Source organism: Dactylosporangium darangshiense (genome assembly GCF_039537565.1).
Lineage (GTDB): Bacteria > Actinomycetota > Actinomycetes > Mycobacteriales > Micromonosporaceae > Dactylosporangium > Dactylosporangium darangshiense.
This window is the reverse complement of record NZ_BAABAT010000038.1, coordinates 69,936-89,059: the sequence shown is the minus strand read 5'-3', so window position 1 is coordinate 89,059 and position 19,124 is coordinate 69,936. Positions and strand designations below refer to the sequence as shown.

Genomic DNA, 19,124 nt, shown 5'->3' with positions numbered 1-19,124 from the left:
GTCTCCTCAGCTGGCCAGGGCTTCGAAGGTGATGCCGGTGGGCAGGTCGGCGAGATCCTCGGTGATCTTGTAGTCGGTGAACGCGCGTGGCGTGTCAGCGCCGGTCACCCGTTCCACCTGAACCCGTTCGAGCAGGGTCTGGGCGGGGGCGTTGCCGAACGCGTCGGCGTGGCTGAACACGTAGAGTCCGCGCAGGGTCATGATGCCGCGGGTCGCGGTCCGGTCATGGTCGAACATGACCTGCAGGGTCCGGTAGAGTGCGGTCAGGTCCTCACCGGTGACCCCGGTCTTGGTGGCCAGGGCTGCGGAGTAGTGGAACTGGACGCGGTAGAGGCCGTAGGGGACGGTCCATTTGCTACCCATCTCGGTTCGCTGGCCCTGGTCGATATCTTCCTGCTTGGTCTGCGTGACGCGGGTGATGGCGTGCGACACCGGCAGGACAGGGTCGAGCGAGCGGGCCATGCCGAACTGCAGCGGGCCGCGGATCTGACCCAGGGCTTTGGTATCGCCGGTGGACAGCACTGCGCCGAAGAGCCGGACGTCGACGTAGCGGTCACTCATCCATTGCCGCGCGGCCTCCGCCTGCTCCGCTGTGATCTTGCGAGCCTTTAGCTCGATGCCGGTAGCGGTGTAGGACTCGGCGGTGCGGGTGTTGAGCGCGTGCCCGGCTTCGACGAACACCTGGTAGCGGTCGGCCGGGTAGCCGAGGTGGTCGGCGGTCAGCCCGATCGTGTCGCGGATCTTGCGTTTGATGGCGACGTCGGTGACCAGGCCGTGGCCGGTGGCCTCGTCGACTCGGGGGCGGTTGCCGCCGTCGGGGTCGCCGTTGGGGTTGCCGTCGATGACGTCGAAGAACATGACTGCGTCGTGGCGGACCCGGGGGTCGATGGTCTCGGGCTTCACTGTTCGTCGTTCCCTTCGTTGGTCTCTTCGGCGTGTTCATCGTCGGTGCTGGGCAGTTGGTCGATCGGCACTTCGGGAGCCTTGCCGGCCTTGGCCATGCGGATGTCGTGGGCCTGCTGGTGGAAGTAGCCGAGGATGAACCACGACTGGCTCTGGGCATCGGCGAGCGGAGCGACTGGAGTGTCGAGGCGGTCCTGCAGCTCACGGATCCGGGCCCGGTATCGGCTTGCGGCCCGGCGGGCCTTCTCCGCCCCTTGCCGCTCCGTTGGGTCGCTGCCGGCGGTGCTGGCGGTGCTGTCCAGCTTCTTGATCCAGGCCGGGTAGAGCTGGCAGCCCTGGACCAGCGCCACGCGGGGGTTGGCGACCGCGCCGGCGAAGTAGCGGTGGAAGAAGGTGGTGTTGGGCTGCTCGTCCTTGGGGTAGGCGCTGCGCTGCAGCGACTCGAGCACCGCGAACAGCCGCCCGTACAGGTAGGCGGGGTTGTCCTGTTTCTCGTTGAGCACGGCTGTGGGTCCTTCTCCTCTGCGTTGCGGGTGTCGGTGGAGCGCGACCCGCAGCAGGGCGGCGCGCGGACCGTCGAGCTTCAGGTCGGTGCGGATGCGCCGGACCATGTGGGCCAGCACATACGGGGGCAGGGGGTCGCCGTTCAGTCCGCTGTGCAGCAGCAGCTGGGCCAGGTCGCCGGGGCGGTCCGCGGCCTTGTCGGCCAGCGGGATGTACCGGCCGCCGCGTTCGGACCGGTCGGGTAGCCACTGCCCGGCGCTGAGGACCAGCAGCCAGATGGGGTAGCCGACCGGCCGGTCGCTGCCTCGCGGCAGGATCCTGTGCTCGTCGAACCAGGTTCGGACGTTGTCCTCCGCGTCAGCCAACGGCATCTCGATCCATCGGTGCACGACCAGTCGCGCGACATTGCCCGACAATGTCACCGAGCAGAACGTGTGCTGCTCGGCTCGGCGGCGTTGGCGTCCGGTGACCAGCGCCTGGAGGTGTTCACCGATCGTCTCCGGGGTTTCGTCGAGCATCGCGATGGTGTCGCTGCTCGCGCCGTCGCTGACCCACCAGGCCAGGCGGGTGCGCTGGCGGGGGTAGACGAAGTTGTTATGCGGCTCGGACAGGACCGCGTACAGGTTGGCGACCGCCGCCTGGCCGCAGTCCACGCAGATCGGTGATCCAATCAGGCCTTCGTTGAAGTCGTAGGTGTGGATACGCTTGTTCGCCGACAGCAGGGCGATCTCCTGCTCGGCACTCGGAATCAGTGCTTTCGGCAGCGCCTGGGGCATCCGGTCCAGCAGCGGCCGGTCCGGCTCGCCGCAGACTAGGCACAGCCCGTGCCGTCCACCGCCTTCGGCTCCACCACCACTCTTGCGCTCCTGGACCACCGTTGCCCACACGGCCCACATCGAGTCGCAGTCGGTGACCTGCCGGCCGTTGACGGCGATGACCATCAGATCCCGAGACGTCCATTTCAGATCGCCCGGCGGCGAGGGCATCTGCGCCCGGTCGTAGAACGCGGCAACCGCCCGCGCGGCCGAGTCACCGGGATGCTCGCGGGCCCACCTGCGGGTCAGCTCGGCGAACGCTTCGTGCGCATCCGCGACCCGCTCCGGTTTCGCCTTGGCATCGACCCAGCCCACGACGTACTGCGCGTCGTCGGCGCCGAGTGTGGGTGCGATACCTGAGGTGCGCCCCGCGTTCGGGACGCGGATCGGCTGGCCGAACTTCGTCGACCGCTGGGAAGCGTCGGCAAGCGGTACCAGCGCGGTGACCGCGCCGGTCTCGTCGAGGTTCAGCTCCCATCCGACGACCCGCGTCCGGCTGTACGGGCGCTGCTCATCGTCGTCATCGTCGGCCGGGCGACGGTAGCCGACCAGTCGGCGCAGTAGCATTAGGCCACCCCGGACGACTGCGGCACGCCACCCGGGATGCCGTGTGCCGGGACGTTCAACACTCCGCGATCAAGGCGTGCGGTGAACCAGTCGAATCGGGCCGGCGGGCCGTAGTGGATCCGGTGGAGCATGATGCCCAGGTCCTGTGTGAGGTCGATCGGGGCGCGCTCGTCCGGCGGGAGGAACGCCGCGGGGAACTCCTTGGCTCCCATGAACGGCTGTTGGAAGCAGGCGCCCCGGTTGACCCGCCGCCGGAACTGCTCTCGGTAGGCCGCCTCCGTCTTCTCAGCGTGGGCGAACAGCTCCACCTGCGCGTGGATGCGGTACTCCACATCTCGCAGGCACAGCGCGCTTCGCTGGTCTCGATTGGCTACCGTGTCGACCCGCCGGCCCTTGCCGACCGCTTCCACGAGGCTGGGCAGGTCATGGGTTTCGTTCCGGCGCAGGGTGAACTGCCTGATCGGCCGAAGCACCTCGATCTTCACGGGCACCCACCGGAACTCTGGCTTCCAGAAAATGGCTTCTAGCACACCGGTAGCGGCCGTCGGGGTCATCACCGGATAGCTGACCCGTTCGACCCGTAGCTCCGGCCGGGTGAACAGGGCACCGTCGGCCCTGACCTGCACCGCCACCGGGGGGTGCCTCCGCTCACGCGTTGAATTGATCACGGCAGATAGTGCTCCTTAGGCCATGTGATCGCGTTACCGCAGCTCCGGCTGAGGAGCGTACGGATGACGGGGGCGCTGGCACGGAACCGTCATAGCAGGTAGTCCTCCTCTCGGGATTCGAGCACGATGCCGTACCCGTCGTCGTAGTCGCCGTGCCACTGCAGCAGGTCTCCGATCACCGGATCGAGATTCGCGGCAATGTCCGCGCGCTGGGTGGTGCGGCGTCGCAGGGTGGTGATGTAGGGCTGCAGTTGCCGCAGCGCGCTCATGTCCGGCTGTGGCCCGCACAGGCTGACCAGGCACTGCTGGACGGTTCGGCGTGCAGCGACCTCGCCGTACGGCACGACCACGGGCACGGTGTCGTCGTTGATCATCCGGAAGGCCAGGTCCCGGTCCCGTTGCGTCCCGCCGATGGACTTCAGCGGCCCGTCGGCGACCGCAATGAAGTCCCACTTGCGACGGTTGGCCGCGATGACCTTGGCGGGGCTGCCACGGTCCTCGATGCGCAGCGTCCGGTAGAGCTCCGGGAAGTACGCCGCCAGTGCCGTCTGGTCCTCCGGCTCGGCCTTTTCCGGGCCGAAATGTATCAGCGCCTTACGGATTTGCGTCGGGTACGACGGCGGAAGCCCGCCGTCGGCCGGGTCGAAGATCACGACCAGACCCCCACGGTCGCCGAGATCACCTTCCCGGTTGCACCGTCCGGCGACCTGGGCCATTGACTCAGGCGGCCCGATGGCGCGGAACGCCGCTGGAAAGTCCAGGTCAACACCGGCTTCCACCAGGGAGGTGCTGACCAGCAGTACCGGTTCCCGGTCCCGCAGCAGGCGCCGGACGCTAGCCAGCACGCGCTGACGGTGCGCCGGGCACATGCCGGTGGACAGGTGCAGCACGGTCGTCCCGTCCGGGCCGTCCTGCCGGGCGTGCTCGAATGCCGTTCGCGCGTCCCGGACCGTGTTGACCACCATGAGCGCCTGTGGGTGGGCGGCGGCCGCCTGTACTATCTCGCCAAGCGTCGGCTTCGAGTCGAGCCGCCACTCGAACCGGACCCGCTGACACTCGGCGAAGAACGCCTCAGGCTCCGGCACGATCTCGTGCGCGTGCAGATCCTTCAGTGGGCCCAGCGCGTGCACCGCCGGCTGGGTGGCCGACGACAGCACGACCGTCACGCCGAACCGCTGTGACAGGATGCGCAGCGCATCAGCGATCTGCGGTAGCAACCGGTGCGGCAGGGCCTGTACCTCGTCCAGCACGAGCACCGAGTTGGCGAGGCGGTGCAGCTTGCGCATCCGGGACTGGGTCCGGCCGAACAGCGACTCGAACAACTGCACCGTGGTGGTCACGATGAACGGCGCGTCCCAGTTCTCCGCCGCGAGGCGCTGCCACGAATGGTGCCGGTCACCCGTACCGGGCTCGGTCATCTCGACGTGGCTGTGATGTTCCAGGACGATCGGTTCGCCATCCGCGTCGTCCGGATCGAGCAGCGACCGGTACACCGCCGCGTTCTGCTCGGTAATCGTGATAAACGGTACCGAGACGATCACCCGTCGCTTACCGTGCAGCGCCGCATGTTTCAGCGCGAATCCCGCGGCCGCGATCGTCTTCGCCGTACCAGTCGGCGCGGTTAACCGGAAGATGCCCGGCTCACGCTCCGCAGCGGCTATGGCAGCAGCGAAGATGCGCTCCCGCCGGGCGTCCATCGCTCCCGGCTGGCGTCGGCGCAGAAAGTCCGCGCGACGAGCCAGGAATCGGTCGAGCACGACTGCGGCGTCCAGGTCCGGCCCTACCCTCGGCGCCGCGTTGTCCCTGTGCGCTTGCGTGTCAACCACGTCGGCGTCCACGAGACAGGAAAACAGAAACCGCAGCAGGAAGTCCTGGCCCATCTTGTCGCCGTCCGGACCGAACTCACCAGGCGGTGGCGGCACCCGGGAAAACATTTCCGGCACCACCACCCGCAGCTTCCGTTCAGCGTCCGCCCACGGCCCCTGGCGCAGCCACTGCTGATGCGCGTGGTCCTCACCGAACAGGTCGTCGACCTGGCCGCGATTCGTCAATCCACCGTGATGCCCCGCGACCGCGAACTCGACCGGCTTCAACCCATGACGCCGAGCAAGCTGCACCCCGAAGGACTTGTGGTCCAGCCCCACCCGGCCACCCGTCGGCTCCACCAGCAACAGCTTGTCCTGCCAGTCCTGCCAGCACTTGCCGCCGTCGTGGACCAGCCCCGCCCACCACGCCAACTCCGCCATGCCGAACGATGAGGCGAATCGGCTCGCCAACTGCGCTGTCCCGCGAAGATGGTCCTCAATGCGATGACGGACGCCAAGCTGGTTCTTGCTGTGTGCCCACACGACTCGACTCCTCCCGCGCACTGACACCCGGCACACAACCACACGGGTACGACAAAACTCGGCCGCCCTAAACGTCGACGCCGAAGCTATGACCATCAGGTCAGTACGTATGTGGATAACCGGCGCCACTGCGTACCCAATCGGTCCGAGCGCGGAGCCGATCGAGCGGCCTGATTCCGGCTAACAACCCGCAGAGCAGCGGCGGTCGGTGGCGCAGCCGCCCGGCCGTGACCGTGAACGAAAAGGACAACGCGCCGACAGCGTTGCACGAGCCGAAGCCACACAACCCGGTCCCCGCGCCGCCCTGATCGCCGCGCGTCACACCCAGCCCGTTTCCTCGCCTCCGACCCCTGCTTTGCCGATCGGAACGAAGCCATCTGGGCCACCCACAGCTACCGCACCCCCAGCCACAAGCGTGACATCAAGACCCGCAAAGGGCTCACAAAGTTCGATCCGGACCAGACCGGGCTGCAGCCCGCCCGCTTGCTTCGCCGAACGGTCGGACGCCTGGAGGGCCGGCACCTGTTACGCCCTGGCGCTGCTGGTCGAGATCTACCGCAACCCGATGATCGCCGGCTCACCGCTGTTGCGGCTGCCGCCGGACGCGACGGCCGCGGACCTTCGCGCTCTGGCCGGGCCGTCGACGGTCGCGGACCTGACTGCGATGCGTGATCTCGCACAGGATCGCCTGCTGCCGCACCTCCCGACTCGGCCGGTCTATACCGGCACGAGCTTCGACCAGCCGCCTGGTGCCCGCCGACGCCGAACTGATCGTCGCCGACACGCTGCTCAACAACAGAGCCGGCAAAGGCGGCCACCCGCGGCGGGATGGCACCAATCCGCCACCCTCGCCCGCACCGACGTCTACCAGCTGCTGGACACGTCCGACCGGGACGCCCTGCGGAGCGTGGGCGTTCCTTCGCCCGGTTCGGCTACCTCGCCCAGCGGCCGCTGGCGGACCTGCACGCCTGCACTACGGGCAAGTCGGGGCCCGACCTATTCACACTGCTCCGACAGTTCGCCGAGGACTGGTCCAGACCCGCACGCAACTCCGGCCTCGCCTCGCCTCGCTTCCGGATCCGGCGACGGCGTCGTGCAGGCGCCGCGATGACGGCCGACCGCGCCGCGACGGCCGCGGGCGGCCGGCGGCTACACCATTAGCCGGCCGGCGGTGCCGTTATGGTGCGCGACGGTCGCATCGACCGGCGTAGCGCAGGGTGTGACGCCCTGCCAGAGTCTAGCTATGCAGCCGCCACCCGGCGCCGCCGACGCCCTCCTCGCAGCCGACGACGCCCTAGACATCCCCGTGATCGTGCGACACAGTCATCCGCTGCAGCCGGCCCCGCGTCCTAGGCCTGTCCGCGTGGACGCGGCCTCGGCACCGTGGCCCACCTGGCCGTGGACGCAACCGGGCGACTACTTAGTACCGACCACGTGGCGCGACGTGCTCGACGCCGCGACCCTGGTCGGCCGGGATCCGGTCGGCTGGCTCGCGGCGGTGCCGGGCCTGGCCTATGCGGAGATTATGGCGCGCTGCGCGCCGCTGTTCGCCTACCTCGGCCGCGACCGGCCGGCCGCGGCGCCCAGCGCCGGCTATCACCTGCGGCCCAACGTCGTGTACACCCATGGCACCGAGGTGTCGGCGCAGACCGTCTTCGGCTATCGGATGGGTATGACGATGGCTCAGTGGGCCGCTTCTGGGCTGCTGCGGCTCGGGCCGACCGCGCACGCCGAGGCGTTCACACCGCAGAACGCCGGGCCGAAGTGGAACTCGGCGGACGGCCTGCCCGACCTGGTGGCCTTCCGCCCCGGGTTCGATCTGCCCTGGCTGATCGAGGCAAAGGGCGGTCGGCGGCTCGGCCTGCCGAAGCTGCGTGAGGGCGCGGTCCAGCTGTGCCGTCCCGGTCTCATGGCGGGTCCGCACGTGCGCGTGTTGTGCGGCACCAGCCTCGAGCACCGGGTCTTCGTCACCCTCGACATGGAGATCATTGGATCGCCCGGCAGCGAGCCCGACCCGATCTACGACGGCACCGACCCGGACAGCCTGCTCGACCTGGCCCGCTCCAGGATGCTGTACTACCTGCTGCTGCGCGAGACACGACCCGATGAACTGCAGATCACCCCGGTCGGGCCACAAGTGCAGCAGTACCGGTCCGCACAGGCCGCCGGTGCCGTGCTGCTGCTGGAACGCGACACCTCCACAGCCCGCGCCCGGGCCGATGCCGAGGAGGCCGGCCGGTACCGCCAACGGCCGCCGTCAGGACGGTTCGACATGCTCACCGCACGCGTTCCCGGCACCGAACTGATTCTCGGCATGTCCCGACGCCTCTACGCCGCCTGCGACCAGCTCGCGGCCACGGAGAGCGCGCTGGCGCGGAGTGTCGACGAGGACCGACCCCCCGAAACATTGGGTTCCGGCGAGGATGAGCTCGAGCAGTTCCGCGTGGAACGCGAGGCACTGTATTGGCAGCGGGAACGCCAGCAGCGATTCGACATCGCCGAGGAGGTGGCGTTGGCCTTCGACCGCGGTCGCGACGCCGCCTGGGAGAACCTGATCGACGCCAGCCCACCACTGCGGACCCGAGCGCCGGCTGGCTACCTCGAGGCCGCGACCGAGGACACATATCTGGCCGTGCGTGGCCGGGCCGTCGGCGTGATCGGGCTGTGACATCGACGCCGCGAGGATGTCGCCTGCCGGGCGTTCCTCGCTGGGAAGTCCGCGAGCTGGCCCCGGGCGTGGTTTCGTTCGCCCGACGCTGCAAGACCAGCAGGCTCTTGCTTAGCCTGCGGGTGTAGGTAAGTTCTACGCGGCACAGTTGAGCAAGGCTCCGATCAGGCGGCTCGCGCCAGATCAGAGTCTTTTCATGTCCCATGTGGACACTTGTGTGATCGATGTGGGATCCGGAGCTTCTGCCGCAGCCCCGCAATGGCCGACGTCAGCAGGACCAACGGTCACGTCGCCAAGTCGGCCCATTCGGTCGGCGTCTGGCGGTCAATGCGATGCTTGATTCGCAGGCGTCCTTCATGCTGTCGGCTTAAAGTCCGCTTCGCCAGCCTTGACAACGAAAGCAACACTATGCCTGGCCCGGGTTACTGCGACGTAGAGCCGGTCGGGTGCCTTAAGTGCCGACAGGTCGGCGGTCTTCAGGTATTTGAGCATCGGCTGAGTGGGGAAGATCAGTACGCGGTCGTAGGTGCTGCCCTTAGACACGCCGATGTTGAGGGCTGGCATACCGAGTGTTGAGGTGGTCACTCGGTCTCGCAGCACTTGGGGTCCGTATTTCGCCACGTAAGCGGGTACATCCTCTGCGACGATCATGAAGATGCCGTCGTGGCCTGTCTCGATGACATTGCGGGACTTGGTTGTCGGCATCTTCGGGAAAAGGCGGTCCGACCAGTCGCAGATGAGCTGGTGGCAGCGCCAGCTCTCGCTGCGCATCTCCAGCACGCAGGACGCCTGCCTGTGGCGGAGCCAGTTCATAATGCCGGCGCCGCGGTACTGCCTGTTCCGTGGTCCGTTGTTCGTTGCGAAGGTGTGCTGGCGGGGATCACCGACGACGGTGACGTGGATGCTGGAGGCGAATAACTTGTCAACGAAGTCGAGGTCGTAGCCTACAAGGTCTTGGAACTCGTCGATGTAGATGTGGTCGTACATACCTTCCATCCGCCGCATGACGCCGTTGTCCGAGGCGTCGTCGGCGCGGCAGACGAAGTCGGCGACCCCGTCGCGGTACATGTCGCCATTGCGGTCAAAGTAGTAGTTGAGCGGGTTGTCGCGGCGAGCGAACCGTGACCGCTGCCCGTCGAAGTTGAGCGAGCGGATGTGGTCGATCTTGTTGGTCACACTGCTTTGAAAGGGCCGGGCGCCCTGGTGGATAAGGAACTGGAACCATGTCGTGATGGTGATGTGAGCGGGGATCACACCTTTGATCTCGGCAAGTCGTCGGCGTATCTGGGCGAGGTTCTCCTGCGTGTAGGTGGTGATGAGCACACGCTGGGACTGGTCGGCGAGTGCGGCTTCGATGATCAGTTGGGTCTTTAGGGATCCGGCGGCGGCGATGACCGCGCGGTTACCGGCGGACGGCATCGCGGATGTACTGCGGCATCGTGATGGGCTGCTCGGACTCGAACACTTTCAGCGCCCAGCCGGTCTTGTCGGCCTTCATGTGGGCGAGCATCGCTTCGTCGGTCGGGTAGTTCGTGCCGAGGATCTCGTTCATGCGCGCGAGGTCGTTCGCGGCTAGAACCTGGGGCTCGAGCGTGACGGCTTCGCCGGCTCCGATGTGGATCGAGACAAAATCGTATGCCGCGTAGTCGTCGTAGCGCTGCTCCATCTTGGCGGCGTCGCCGTCGTTGTCGTTGATGACGGCGACGGGCTTGGCCAAGGGAACGGCTAGGTCAAGGAAGCGGGCGGCCGACAGGCCGCGCACGTTGATGATGTCCACCCCGTCGGCGATCGGGTCGCGGCCGTGCTCGTCGCGGTAGGCGCGAGTCACGATGAGTTCGTCCGAGGGGCCTTCGACCAGGATCGCGCGTTTCGCGAGCACGAGGCGCAGGGTGTCGTAGCCGGAAAGCTTCTTGAAGTAGTCGACGGTTTCGTTGCGCAGGTCGGTGATGCGTTGCCCGCCCATGTTGGTCAGCAAGATCAGTTCGTTGAGGCCGAGTTTGTTGAGGATGTAGGCGCTGTGGGTCGTCACGAGAACCTGTTTCCCGGCGCACTTCTGGTTGATCTTGTGGACCAGCTGATTTAGCGACGAGAACGAGAGGTGGTTCTCGGGTTCCTCGATGAGGACGACGTGGGTGTCGGCGATTTTCTCGGTCAACGCCAGGAGGATCTTGAGTGAGCTCTGCTCGCCCTTGCCAACGTACGGGAACGGCAGCTCGTCGAGATGGGGAACGAGGCTACGTTCCCACCCGGCCCGCTGCGAGATGTCGATGGACAAGCTCAACTCTCGGTCGCTGATCTCGCCGCGCTCGCCGGCGAGTTTGTCGTTGATCTCCTTGACCGCCGCGATGTCGCCGAACGTTTCCCGCAGGCTTCGGTAGGCCCGAGACAGCTCGACCCGCTGACGCGTGTCCAGGGAGTCGGCGATGATCGACTGGAGGTAGGCGTCTCCTCCGTTCGGGAGTCGGATGGTCGTCGCGTCGATCAAGGTCGCGGTCGCCGGGACTCCTCGCGCCGTGATCGCCGCTCCGGCAAAGTTGGTCCACTCAACTTGGTAGTACTCGGTCGGCGCCCACGTGACCGAGGCTGCGCCCGCCGTGTAGGCAATGTACTCATCGATAAAGTCAATATTGAAGCAGACTCGGATCTTGACACCTGGCGCGCTCTCCCGGAGGGAGTTATTCGTACCTTTGAGCGCAGCCAGATCCTCGGTGTCGTCAAAGTACAGCTCAATCAGGATCTCCGGAGGATGCGGCGCGCCACTCGCGGACAGGGCCTCGGTGTACTTACGGGTAGCCTCCAGATTCACCAGAAACGGCGACAGCTCCGCCGCCACCGCGTTGCCCCGAAGGCGGCCTGTCAGGGCGAGGTTGATTGCCTCCAGCAGGTTGGACTTGCCCGCGTCGTTATCGCCGACGATTACGTTCACGCCGGGGTTGAGGTCAAGCGAGAAGTCCCGGAACACCTTGTAGTTCTTGATGACGATCTTCTTCAGCACGACGCGGTAGCTCCACAACTATCGGCTAGAGGCACGCGAAAGCGTTCGCCGAGTGGCGAACGACCCGGCTCTCGGTGATCAAGGATCCTGATGACCATGCACGACATCGGTCTCGATGTATCGCACACCCGGTGCGACTTGACGGGCTGCTCTCCGACACCGCGAGTCGGCGTCACTCGACTGGCCTCAAGGGAGCTGAGCTGGTGCTCGCAAGACCGGTCGACAGTTGAGGCGGCGTGGCGCAACGGGAGCGGGCGAGCCACGCAGCGAAGCCGCCCGGTGTGCAGGTGGAGGCAACGCGAGCCGGCGTATCCCGAGTTGCCAGCGGCCGGGTGACACCTGCGCGAAGGCGTCGCAGTCGTGTAGCGCCGCACGTACAGCAGCCGTTCGTACCGTGAGACTTGCGGGTGCTGCACGACTCGGGCAATGTCGGCAGCTAGGAGTACGACGTCCAGCCCAACTGCGGCATCGACCATCCGACCAGCCACCACACACACCCCCCCGCACGCCGGCGGATAACGCCGCGACAACGGCAAGACCAATTCCGTGGCGGCGCCATCGCCGCGACCGGCGACGAGCAAACAGCCGACGCGTCACCAACCCATCATTAGCTAAGACAGCACCTCGACACATCGACCATCAGCGCCAGCTGGTAGTTCGACGGACAACGTCGAACAGACGATCGGCCCCACGATTCCAGGTGGCGCCCCGAAGGCTCGGGGGCGCGCCGACCAGAATGCGTCACGGGCCGCCACTTGGGCATCGTCAAGGTTCGTACCCAGCCGCCCGGGCCCCTGGACGCAACATCACGATGCCGTGGCGGCGCCGTGGCGCGGGCTGCCGACGTCGCCGTCAGGCCGGTACCTGGTCCGCACAACCTGGCGCGACATCCTCGACGCCGCCACCCACGTCGGCCGCGACCCGGTCCCCTGGCGCACCGCCGTACCCGCACCTCACCTACGGCACGATCCTGGCCCGCTGGCCCCGCTCATCACCTATCTCTGTCGGGTCGCGCACCACAGCGGACCGGTGCCCGGGGCGTGCAACCTTCAGCCCAACGTCGTCTACCAACACGGCACCCGTGGCACCTCCGGCTAACACGACCCGACGACATCCCCGCTGCCTACATGGCCCGGGTACGTGGCGAACCACACGGCTCCGACATGCAACGCCACAAGGGGCAGCTCCCATGTTTCGGGGGTTGACCGACAGACCACGCGGGGCACAGCCGGAGGCCCGCCGAAAGTCGGCTATCGGATCAATTGATCAAGGCGAAGGACGTCACCAGCGAGACGGGACGTGGCTTCGTCGGCACTGAGCCTCTTCCTGCTAATCAGCATGGGGCCAGCCGCAGGAATGCCCTGTAGATCGAGTGCAATATAGAGTCCAAATGTCTGTTCGATCGGATCATAAAATGGATCAAAGAGGTAGCATATAAATTTCTCGTGAGAGCCGGGATCGCGTAGAAATAGATAACGCACCATTCCCTGACGGCCCGAAATGGTACCGGTGTACTGTAGTGCCTCCGCCATGGGGGAGGCACCCGTCTGATCCCGATCCAGCGTCTTGACTGCGAGCCGATCCAGAAGAATGGAGTACGAAACGCGGATATGCCGCTCTAGGACGCTGCCAGAACCGGTTGTACTCTTGTCATAAAGCCACCAATCGCCGAGGTACTTGCGACGCGTCGGAATGCGTACGTATTTTACGAAGATATAGATCTGACGCGCTAGCAGCGGAACTAGACCGAGTCCGAATCCTACGAGTGCTTCAGGCCAGTTGATTTGGGCCACAGAGTCTCCTCCAAGGACGGAGAGCGCGCGTCATCTACTGACAAAGTACGAGTGCCAGTCAAGCTTCCCAACGCAACGGTCGACATAGGCACGGGCTCGCCGTGCCACTGATGTCCGTGGCCGTGGCAAAGTCTCCGCTCGTGGCCAGTGAATGTCCCCACCTCGCAGGGGATGAGTTGATCTTTTAAGGGGTCCTTCGGGGCCGTGAGACTTGCGGTGCCAACCAGCACGTCAGCAAGCCCCGAAGCACCCCTCTATTGAAGACTGCGAGGCAGGAGTTGGACATCATCAACGCCTACGAGGAGACCGGTAGCCTGCGGGCCGCGGCCGCCCTGTGCGGCACGACCCACAAGACCGTCAAGCGGGTGCTGCAGCGGCGGACCGCTGGGCAGCGGCCGGGCCGTCGGCGGGCGCCGGCGCCGGGGCTGGCCGATCGTTCACCGATCTGATCTTCGCGAAGGTGGATGGCCTGTTGCATCGCGTCCCGGACGGTGTGGGCGTCGCGCCCGCCCCGCAGGTGTAGGAGCAACACGTAGCGGCTGGTCCGTTCGACAAGGGTATCGACCCGGTCGACCTGGCCGTCGAGTTCACCCGCGTGGTGCCCCTGTCGGGGAATCTGACCGTGTGCGGCCAGCAGTTCTGGCTCGGTCCTGACCGGGCCGGTGCGACGGTCACGCTCTGGGCCGACACCACCGTGGTGCACCTGCTCACCAACGGCGTGCGACTCAAGACCGTCCCGTCCCGGCTGACCGTCGCCCACCTGCAACGGCTCCTCGACGAAGGCGGACGCCCCGCCGGCCCGCCACCCATCCCCACCGGTCAGCCCGGCGACCCGATCGAGGTCGACCGCACCGTCAACGCCACCGGCCTGATCTGCCTGGCCGGTCGGCAACACCCCATCGGCTACCACCTCGCCGGCCGGCGCCTGACCGTGCGCCTCGACGGCGGCCTGCTGCAACTGATCGAGAACGGCGTGCTGATGCGCAGCCTGCCCAACCCGCTGACCCCCGCCGAACAGGCCCGCATCCGCGACGCCCGCCCCGCCGGACCGCCACCGACCCCGGCACCCGAACCCGTCCGCGTCCAGCGGCGGATCAGCTGCCGCGGTTCCCTCACCGTTGCGGCATCCACGTCGGGATGATCCACGCCGGCCGCACGGTCACGGTCGAGTCCGCTGACCACACCTTCCGGGTCTACGACGGCGACGAACTACTCACCGAGGCCGCCCGCACCGCCACCGTGCCGATCGCCCGATTCAAGGTCCGCAAACCCGAACCACCACGCCGCAAGCGATGACCGAATCTCAGAACGGGGGGAGCTCGTCGATCTCGACGGGTGGTTGGCGAGGCACTGTGGAGAGGTAATCGCGCAAGTCTGCCTGGTACTTGTCAAGGTCGTCGGGGTTGGTCACCGCGACCGACAACATCTGGGTCGCGTCGCCCGGGATGCTGTATCCCACGGGCGGCGGACACACCTGCGCCAGCGCATCGTGACTACACAGAAGCTGCGTCGACGGGTCTTGGTTGGCCAGGTGAGGAAAGCCCAGAGGTACGAACCAGTTCGATAGGTAGCTCTGAGCAACCCGCCCCGGGATCATGACCACGAACCGGGCCGCAGCACCGAGCATGGCCTCGTCGATCGTGCAGTGCAGCAGGAAACCCCTCAGCGTCTCCCCGGTCGCCTGCCACGGCTCCTCGGTGGGGTACACGGTCACGAATACGGCCGGCTGCTCGTCGTCCGGATCGACGGCCCAGTAGTAGCTGCCCTGGTTCTCCATCCAGAAGATCATCATTCCGTTATCGGATCGAACGAGTTTGGACAGCTCAACGGGGCGGTTATGGAACGTGACCGCAACTCCGGTCGAGGCGACCGCATCGTGCCAGTCGACAAGCTCCCGCGGGATCTGGTCAGACTCCAGCGCGATCGCCGGTCGACCGGCTGTTGTCGCTCCGTACCAGCGGCGCAGAAAGACTCGCACGCTATCGCTTCGTGGATCGATGAGCTCGTGCACACCCGGACCCTACGCGCGCCGCGAGCCTCCGCCGAGGCCGCCTAGTTTCTGAAGGACGTTCCATCCCTGGAAACCGTCAACGCGTCCGATTACTGTGATCCACACAAGATCGTCTAGCCGGACGTGTCACCCACGTCCCGAGACTGATCTGAGCGAATCACGCCGGTGCACGCACCATGACACAACCATCCGGGCCGATGCACGCTCACGGGCCGCATCGACCGGGCCAACGAGGACTGCTCGTGCAACGACACCTCCCCCGCGGCCCCGGCGGGCGACGTCTACCACTGCTCCCCCAATGCGGCCGGGCGGATGCCTGCTGGATCGCCGCCGACCACGCCCATGTCTAGTGCCTGTCCGATCCCGACAGCCACACGCTGTTCGAACTCACCCCGGCCGCGAGGCCTGGCAAGTGCGGCTAGTTCTGTGGCCAGCCGTCGGTGAGCTTCCGCAGGTCGTCGAAGAAGGACGGTCGCCGGCTGCCGCCGTCGTCCGGGTCCGGTCGACGTGGCCGATGTTCGGTCCTGCGCGTCGTTGGGTCCGTTCGACCGGCCTGCCGTTCACACACCAACGGATGCATGGGATCGATGTCGGCTAGGGGCGCGGTGGCGATGATGGCGCCCAGGTCCTCGCGGAGATCCCGTCCCGCCAAAGCCGACGGGTCAGCACCGGCCAGAACGGCGCGGGCCTCGGCGAAGCGTTCGCAGGCGGCTAGCATCGCCGCGAGCTGGTGCCGGTACTCGGCTGGTGTGCGGATCAGCCAGGCCCGCTCATCTTGGGCGACCGCGGTGAGTTCGGTGATGCCGGCCTGGCATTGGCCCCCGGCGTGCAGCTCGGCTGCCGCACCCTCCCGACCCAGCAGGGCCGCGGCCGGGTTCGCCCGTGCGAAGCACGGTTCGGCCAGGGCTTGGTACTGCGTTGCTGCCGTGAGGTGCTCGCCGCGGGCGGCGTGGACCCGCGCCAGCCCGAGTAGCGCCCGGCCGGTCTGCCGATGCCCCGGCCCGTACAGGTACCGCGTGGTCAGCACTGCCCACCCGGCCCAATCAACCACCGATTTCGGCGGGTCGGCGCAGTCCTTGCTCTCCGCGACCAGGTGTGTCCACAAGACCGCCAACTCGATCAGCGCCAAGTCCGCCGGGGCATCGCGTGGGTCGAGTTGGGCGAGGGTCCCAGCGATCAACGCCTTCGCCCGGACCGTATGGCCCTCCATCGTGGCTGCGTACGCCCCAGCAAGCACCGTGCTCAGCGTGTCGTCGCGGGCGCCCTCGTCCGCGTTCACAGGTCTGCTCCGTCGGCGATGTTCCGGAGTGCGTGGTGCACGACGAGCCTGTACGCCTGTGCGGTTGGTAGCGGTGGCGGCAGCGGCTCAAGGAACCCGTCGTCGACGAGCCGGGTCAGGGTGCGGGTGACGATCAGCGGTTGGCGGATGTGCGCCGCGTCGATCAGCCGGCGCCGGGCGGCGGCATCCACGACGACGACCCGACGGTCGACATCGCGCAGCGGCGCGGCCAATCCCCGCGCGACCACGGTCCCGCTCGGGTTGCTGTCGCCCGCCTCGGCCTGCGCCAGCCGCACCCGGGCGAACCGGTCAGCCGGGAGTTCCGCAACGGAATCGGCCAGTGGCACCGCCAAGGCGATGACGATCTGTCCCGCCGTGACCCGCGCCTTCGCGCCAGGTGCGCAGGACCCGGACGGGCCCGTCAGGACCGCGCACCACCGCCGGTCCCCGGCCTGCTCATCGGGCACCGCTACCTGCCCCATGGTTGGTAGATACGACACGCGGCCGGTGTGCGTCATGTGGTTACGCCACAGCGGTGACGTTGCTGGCTGCGCCATGACTGGATCTCCTCACTCGGGTTGGGGTAGCAGCGCTCAGCACGGCTCGGCGCTCTCATATGGCGCCAACGCCGGACCCGCGAGGTGCTCCGTGCGCGGACCCGGCACCGCTGTCCGCAGCCGCCCGGCATCGGCTGTGCCGGGTCCGGCCTGACCGGTGACGACGTGGTGCAGGTCGGCGACAAAGGCGTCGAGCATGGTCGTGGTCTTGCCGGGCATGCAGACCAGGTGGGCTCGGTTGCCGTCCACGCCGAGCGGCCATTGGTCCAGCACTGTGCGGGGTGGCCGGTCCAACACGACGGTGAAGGCGAGGGGGTGTCGCCATGCCGGCCAGCCGATCGCGTCGAGGCGGGCCGTGGTCGCCGCTGCTAACGCGCGCGTCCTTGTCGCCCGCTGCCGGAGGCCGTCCAGGCCCCAGACCTGCCATGCCCACCACAGCATCAGCGGCGCATGCCCGGAGCGGGAACCGGTGACCGTCTCGTCGAGACTGCCGGTGTAGCTCACCAGCCGGTCGTGGCCGGCCGGGCGCGCCGAGTCCAGCACGACCAGGACCGCGCACGGCATCGGCACGCCGAGGAACTTGTGCCCGGACACCACGATCGACGTCGCTCCGTCGGCGAAGTCGAACCCTGGCCGCGCGCCGGGATCAAGCAGGCCGAGCGGCACACCGGCCAGCGCCGCATCGGCGTGCACCCACCGCGCGTCCCGGGGCACTCCTGCCGTGTCCAGGGCGGCGTGGACCTTGCGAACGTCGTCGACCGCTTCGGTCATCGTCGTGCCGACTGACGCGACGACCACGACCGGCACGCGGCGGCGGCGCGGCAGCCGATAGCGGCGCACCAGGTCGGTCAGCGCGGCGTAGTCGATTTCGTCGCGGTCGTCGGTAGGCACTGTAAGCAGCGGCATGCGCAGCATGTCGGCGACCCTGGCCACGCCGTAGTGCGCTGCCGTTGAGGCCACCAGCAGGGCGTCGGGGAACCGGGTCCGGGCCTGCCACAGCGCACAGTGGGTGCCTTCCGTCGCCCCGGAGGTGACGTAGCCCCACCGGTCGTCCCACGGCGCTCGGAACAGGTCTGCGGTCTGTTGCACCACGGCGAGTTCGAAACGCTTGCTGTGCCCGCGGTACGGGCCGGCCGGCCCGAACGGCGCGCCGACGTTGTTCAACAGGGTGCCGAGCAGCGGCAGCAAGGGCCGCACGTCCAAGTCGGTCGCGTCCGGGAACCCGATGTTGTTCGTCGCGTGGTAGCGCAGATCCGCCGCCAGCTTGTCCAGCGCGGCCAGGGCGAGCGGATCGGCGGTGGTGTTGAGGGCGGTCACGGCCGATCCGCCCCCAGCACCCGAGCCAGGTTCGCCAGCAGGCTCAGCGCGTCGCCCAGGTCCCGCCGGTCGACCTCGCTCAGCGGCCCACCCAGCAGCGCGGCGACGTCGGGCACCCGACGCCAGTCGAACCCGCGAAACCAGCCGACGATGCCCGGATCGACCTCCAGCTCGGCCGTGCTGGCCACGGTGAACCGGTCGTACTGCTTCCGGCCGCCCCGGTCGATGACCATCGTCGTGCCGTCGTTGAGCACCGCCACACAGCGGCCCGGGATGTCGACGATCCCTGCCGCCGTGCGCTGCGTGACCTCCCAGGACTGCCAGCGGGTGTCCAGACTCGACACCCCTACACCGAGAAACCGCGCCTGCGGCGACAGTGGGTCGCGGCGGTCGGTCAACGTCACCATCGGGTCCTGGCGCCGTTGCTGGCAGCGGATGGCCTGGCCGGTGAACTCGTGCACCAGCCGCGGCAGCACGTACGGGGCGTCGCCGTGCAGGAACAGCCGGGTTGCGGTGCGCAGCTCGAAGCGGCCAGCCGCCGGTTCGTAGGCGAAGAACGCCAACGCGTGCGCGGCAAGGGGGTCACGGACCCGCTGATCCCACGCATGCTGGGCGTGGTGGGTGTTCATCCACCGCAGCCGGGCCACGACCTGCGAGCGAAGATCGGCCCAGGCGATCCGCACGGCCGCGTCAGCCGCC

17 protein-coding genes are annotated in these 19,124 nt (G+C 67.5%); 5 read left to right on the top strand and 12 right to left on the bottom strand.

What is annotated here, in order from left to right; genetic code table 11:
• Positions 1–6: 6 nt before the first annotated feature.
• The 4 genes from cas7c to cas3 all read right to left on the bottom strand — a co-directional run bounded on the left by cas7c (position 7) and on the right by cas3 (position 5,805).
• On the bottom strand, positions 7–903 hold the full coding sequence (gene cas7c / locus ABD901_RS43495; RefSeq protein WP_345136963.1) for a type I-C CRISPR-associated protein Cas7/Csd2: 897 nt from the start codon (positions 901–903) through the stop codon (positions 7–9).
• Positions 900–2,789 (bottom strand): type I-C CRISPR-associated protein Cas8c/Csd1, encoded by a 1,890-nt coding sequence (locus ABD901_RS43490; protein WP_345136960.1) that lies wholly within the window; start codon positions 2,787–2,789, stop codon positions 900–902. Before ABD901_RS43490 ends, cas7c begins: the two co-directional genes overlap by 4 nt.
• Positions 2,789–3,421 (bottom strand): type I-C CRISPR-associated protein Cas5c, encoded by a 633-nt coding sequence (gene cas5c, locus ABD901_RS43485; protein WP_345136958.1) that lies wholly within the window; start codon positions 3,419–3,421, stop codon positions 2,789–2,791. The genes ABD901_RS43490 and cas5c overlap by 1 nt, the downstream gene beginning before the upstream one ends.
• Before the next feature lie 125 nt (positions 3,422–3,546).
• Positions 3,547–5,805 carry a CRISPR-associated helicase Cas3' gene (cas3, locus tag ABD901_RS43480; protein ID WP_345136956.1) on the bottom strand — a complete coding sequence of 753 codons (2,259 nt, stop codon included), beginning with the start codon at positions 5,803–5,805 and terminating at the stop codon, positions 3,547–3,549.
• A 1,243-nt stretch (positions 5,806–7,048) separates the two neighbouring features.
• On the opposite strand from cas3, the gene ABD901_RS43475 reads away from it, so the two are divergent.
• Entirely contained in the window at positions 7,049–8,473 is a 1,425-nt protein-coding gene (locus ABD901_RS43475; RefSeq protein WP_345136954.1) for a hypothetical protein, read from the top strand.
• A 354-nt stretch (positions 8,474–8,827) separates the two neighbouring features.
• On the opposite strand, the gene ABD901_RS43470 is transcribed toward ABD901_RS43475, so the two are convergent.
• Both ABD901_RS43470 and ABD901_RS43465 read right to left on the bottom strand, forming a co-directional pair.
• Entirely contained in the window at positions 8,828–9,892 is a 1,065-nt protein-coding gene (locus tag ABD901_RS43470) for a UvrD-helicase domain-containing protein (RefSeq protein ID WP_345136952.1), read from the bottom strand.
• Positions 9,876–11,468 carry an ATP-dependent nuclease gene (locus tag ABD901_RS43465; RefSeq protein WP_345136950.1) on the bottom strand — a complete coding sequence of 531 codons (1,593 nt, stop codon included), beginning with the start codon at positions 11,466–11,468 and terminating at the stop codon, positions 9,876–9,878. The genes ABD901_RS43470 and ABD901_RS43465 overlap by 17 nt, the downstream gene beginning before the upstream one ends.
• Positions 11,469–12,284: 816 nt before the next feature.
• Between ABD901_RS43465 and ABD901_RS43460 the strand changes: the two genes are divergently transcribed.
• Entirely contained in the window at positions 12,285–12,566 is a 282-nt protein-coding gene (locus tag ABD901_RS43460; protein ID WP_345136948.1) for a hypothetical protein, read from the top strand.
• Between the two features lie 152 nt (positions 12,567–12,718).
• Here ABD901_RS43460 and ABD901_RS43455 read toward each other — a convergent pair whose 3' ends face one another.
• On the bottom strand, positions 12,719–13,261 hold the full coding sequence (locus tag ABD901_RS43455; RefSeq protein WP_345136945.1) for a hypothetical protein: 543 nt from the start codon (positions 13,259–13,261) through the stop codon (positions 12,719–12,721).
• Between the two features lie 257 nt (positions 13,262–13,518).
• On the opposite strand from ABD901_RS43455, the gene ABD901_RS43450 reads away from it, so the two are divergent.
• From ABD901_RS43450 to ABD901_RS43440, 3 genes are all read left to right on the top strand, one after another.
• Positions 13,519–13,710 (top strand): hypothetical protein, encoded by a 192-nt coding sequence (locus tag ABD901_RS43450; RefSeq protein ID WP_345136943.1) that lies wholly within the window; start codon positions 13,519–13,521, stop codon positions 13,708–13,710.
• Between the two features lie 146 nt (positions 13,711–13,856).
• Positions 13,857–14,402: a hypothetical protein gene (locus ABD901_RS43445; protein ID WP_345136941.1), complete on the top strand. Its 546-nt coding sequence runs from the start codon at positions 13,857–13,859 to the stop codon at positions 14,400–14,402.
• Positions 14,399–14,557 (top strand): hypothetical protein, encoded by a 159-nt coding sequence (locus ABD901_RS43440; RefSeq protein ID WP_345136939.1) that lies wholly within the window; start codon positions 14,399–14,401, stop codon positions 14,555–14,557. The genes ABD901_RS43445 and ABD901_RS43440 overlap by 4 nt, the downstream gene beginning before the upstream one ends.
• A 7-nt stretch (positions 14,558–14,564) precedes the next feature.
• Here the strand turns inward: ABD901_RS43440 and ABD901_RS43435 are convergent, their stop codons facing one another.
• From ABD901_RS43435 to ABD901_RS43415, 5 genes are all read right to left on the bottom strand, one after another.
• Positions 14,565–15,272 (bottom strand): hypothetical protein, encoded by a 708-nt coding sequence (locus ABD901_RS43435; RefSeq protein WP_345136937.1) that lies wholly within the window; start codon positions 15,270–15,272, stop codon positions 14,565–14,567.
• Positions 15,273–15,690: 418 nt separating this feature from the next.
• Entirely contained in the window at positions 15,691–16,551 is an 861-nt protein-coding gene (locus tag ABD901_RS43430) for a hypothetical protein (protein ID WP_345136935.1), read from the bottom strand.
• The gene (locus ABD901_RS43425; protein WP_345136933.1) at positions 16,548–17,033 is read right to left on the bottom strand and encodes a hypothetical protein; all 486 of its coding nucleotides are present in this window, start codon (positions 17,031–17,033) and stop codon (positions 16,548–16,550) included. Before ABD901_RS43425 ends, ABD901_RS43430 begins: the two co-directional genes overlap by 4 nt.
• Before the next feature lie 111 nt (positions 17,034–17,144).
• A complete protein-coding gene (locus ABD901_RS43420; RefSeq protein WP_345136931.1) occupies positions 17,145–18,425 on the bottom strand; it encodes a histidine decarboxylase in 1,281 nt (426 codons plus the stop codon).
• Positions 18,422–19,108 (bottom strand): hypothetical protein, encoded by a 687-nt coding sequence (locus tag ABD901_RS43415; RefSeq protein ID WP_345136928.1) that lies wholly within the window; start codon positions 19,106–19,108, stop codon positions 18,422–18,424. The genes ABD901_RS43420 and ABD901_RS43415 overlap by 4 nt, the downstream gene beginning before the upstream one ends.
• Positions 19,109–19,124 lie beyond the last annotated feature (16 nt).

Bases quoted from the DNA above. Each gene is read 5' to 3' on its own strand.
- ABD901_RS43440 (WP_345136939.1), top strand. From the start codon at position 14,399: ATGATCCACGCCGGCCGCACGGTCACGGTCGAGTCCGCTGACCACACC.
- ABD901_RS43490 (WP_345136960.1), bottom strand. From the start codon at position 2,789: ATGCTACTGCGCCGACTGGTCGGCTACCGTCGCCCGGCCGACGATGAC.
- ABD901_RS43470 (WP_345136952.1), bottom strand. From the start codon at position 9,892: ATGCCGTCCGCCGGTAACCGCGCGGTCATCGCCGCCGCCGGATCCCTA.
- ABD901_RS43425 (WP_345136933.1), bottom strand. From the start codon at position 17,033: ATGGGGCAGGTAGCGGTGCCCGATGAGCAGGCCGGGGACCGGCGGTGG.
- ABD901_RS43475 (WP_345136954.1), top strand. From the start codon at position 7,049: ATGCAGCCGCCACCCGGCGCCGCCGACGCCCTCCTCGCAGCCGACGAC.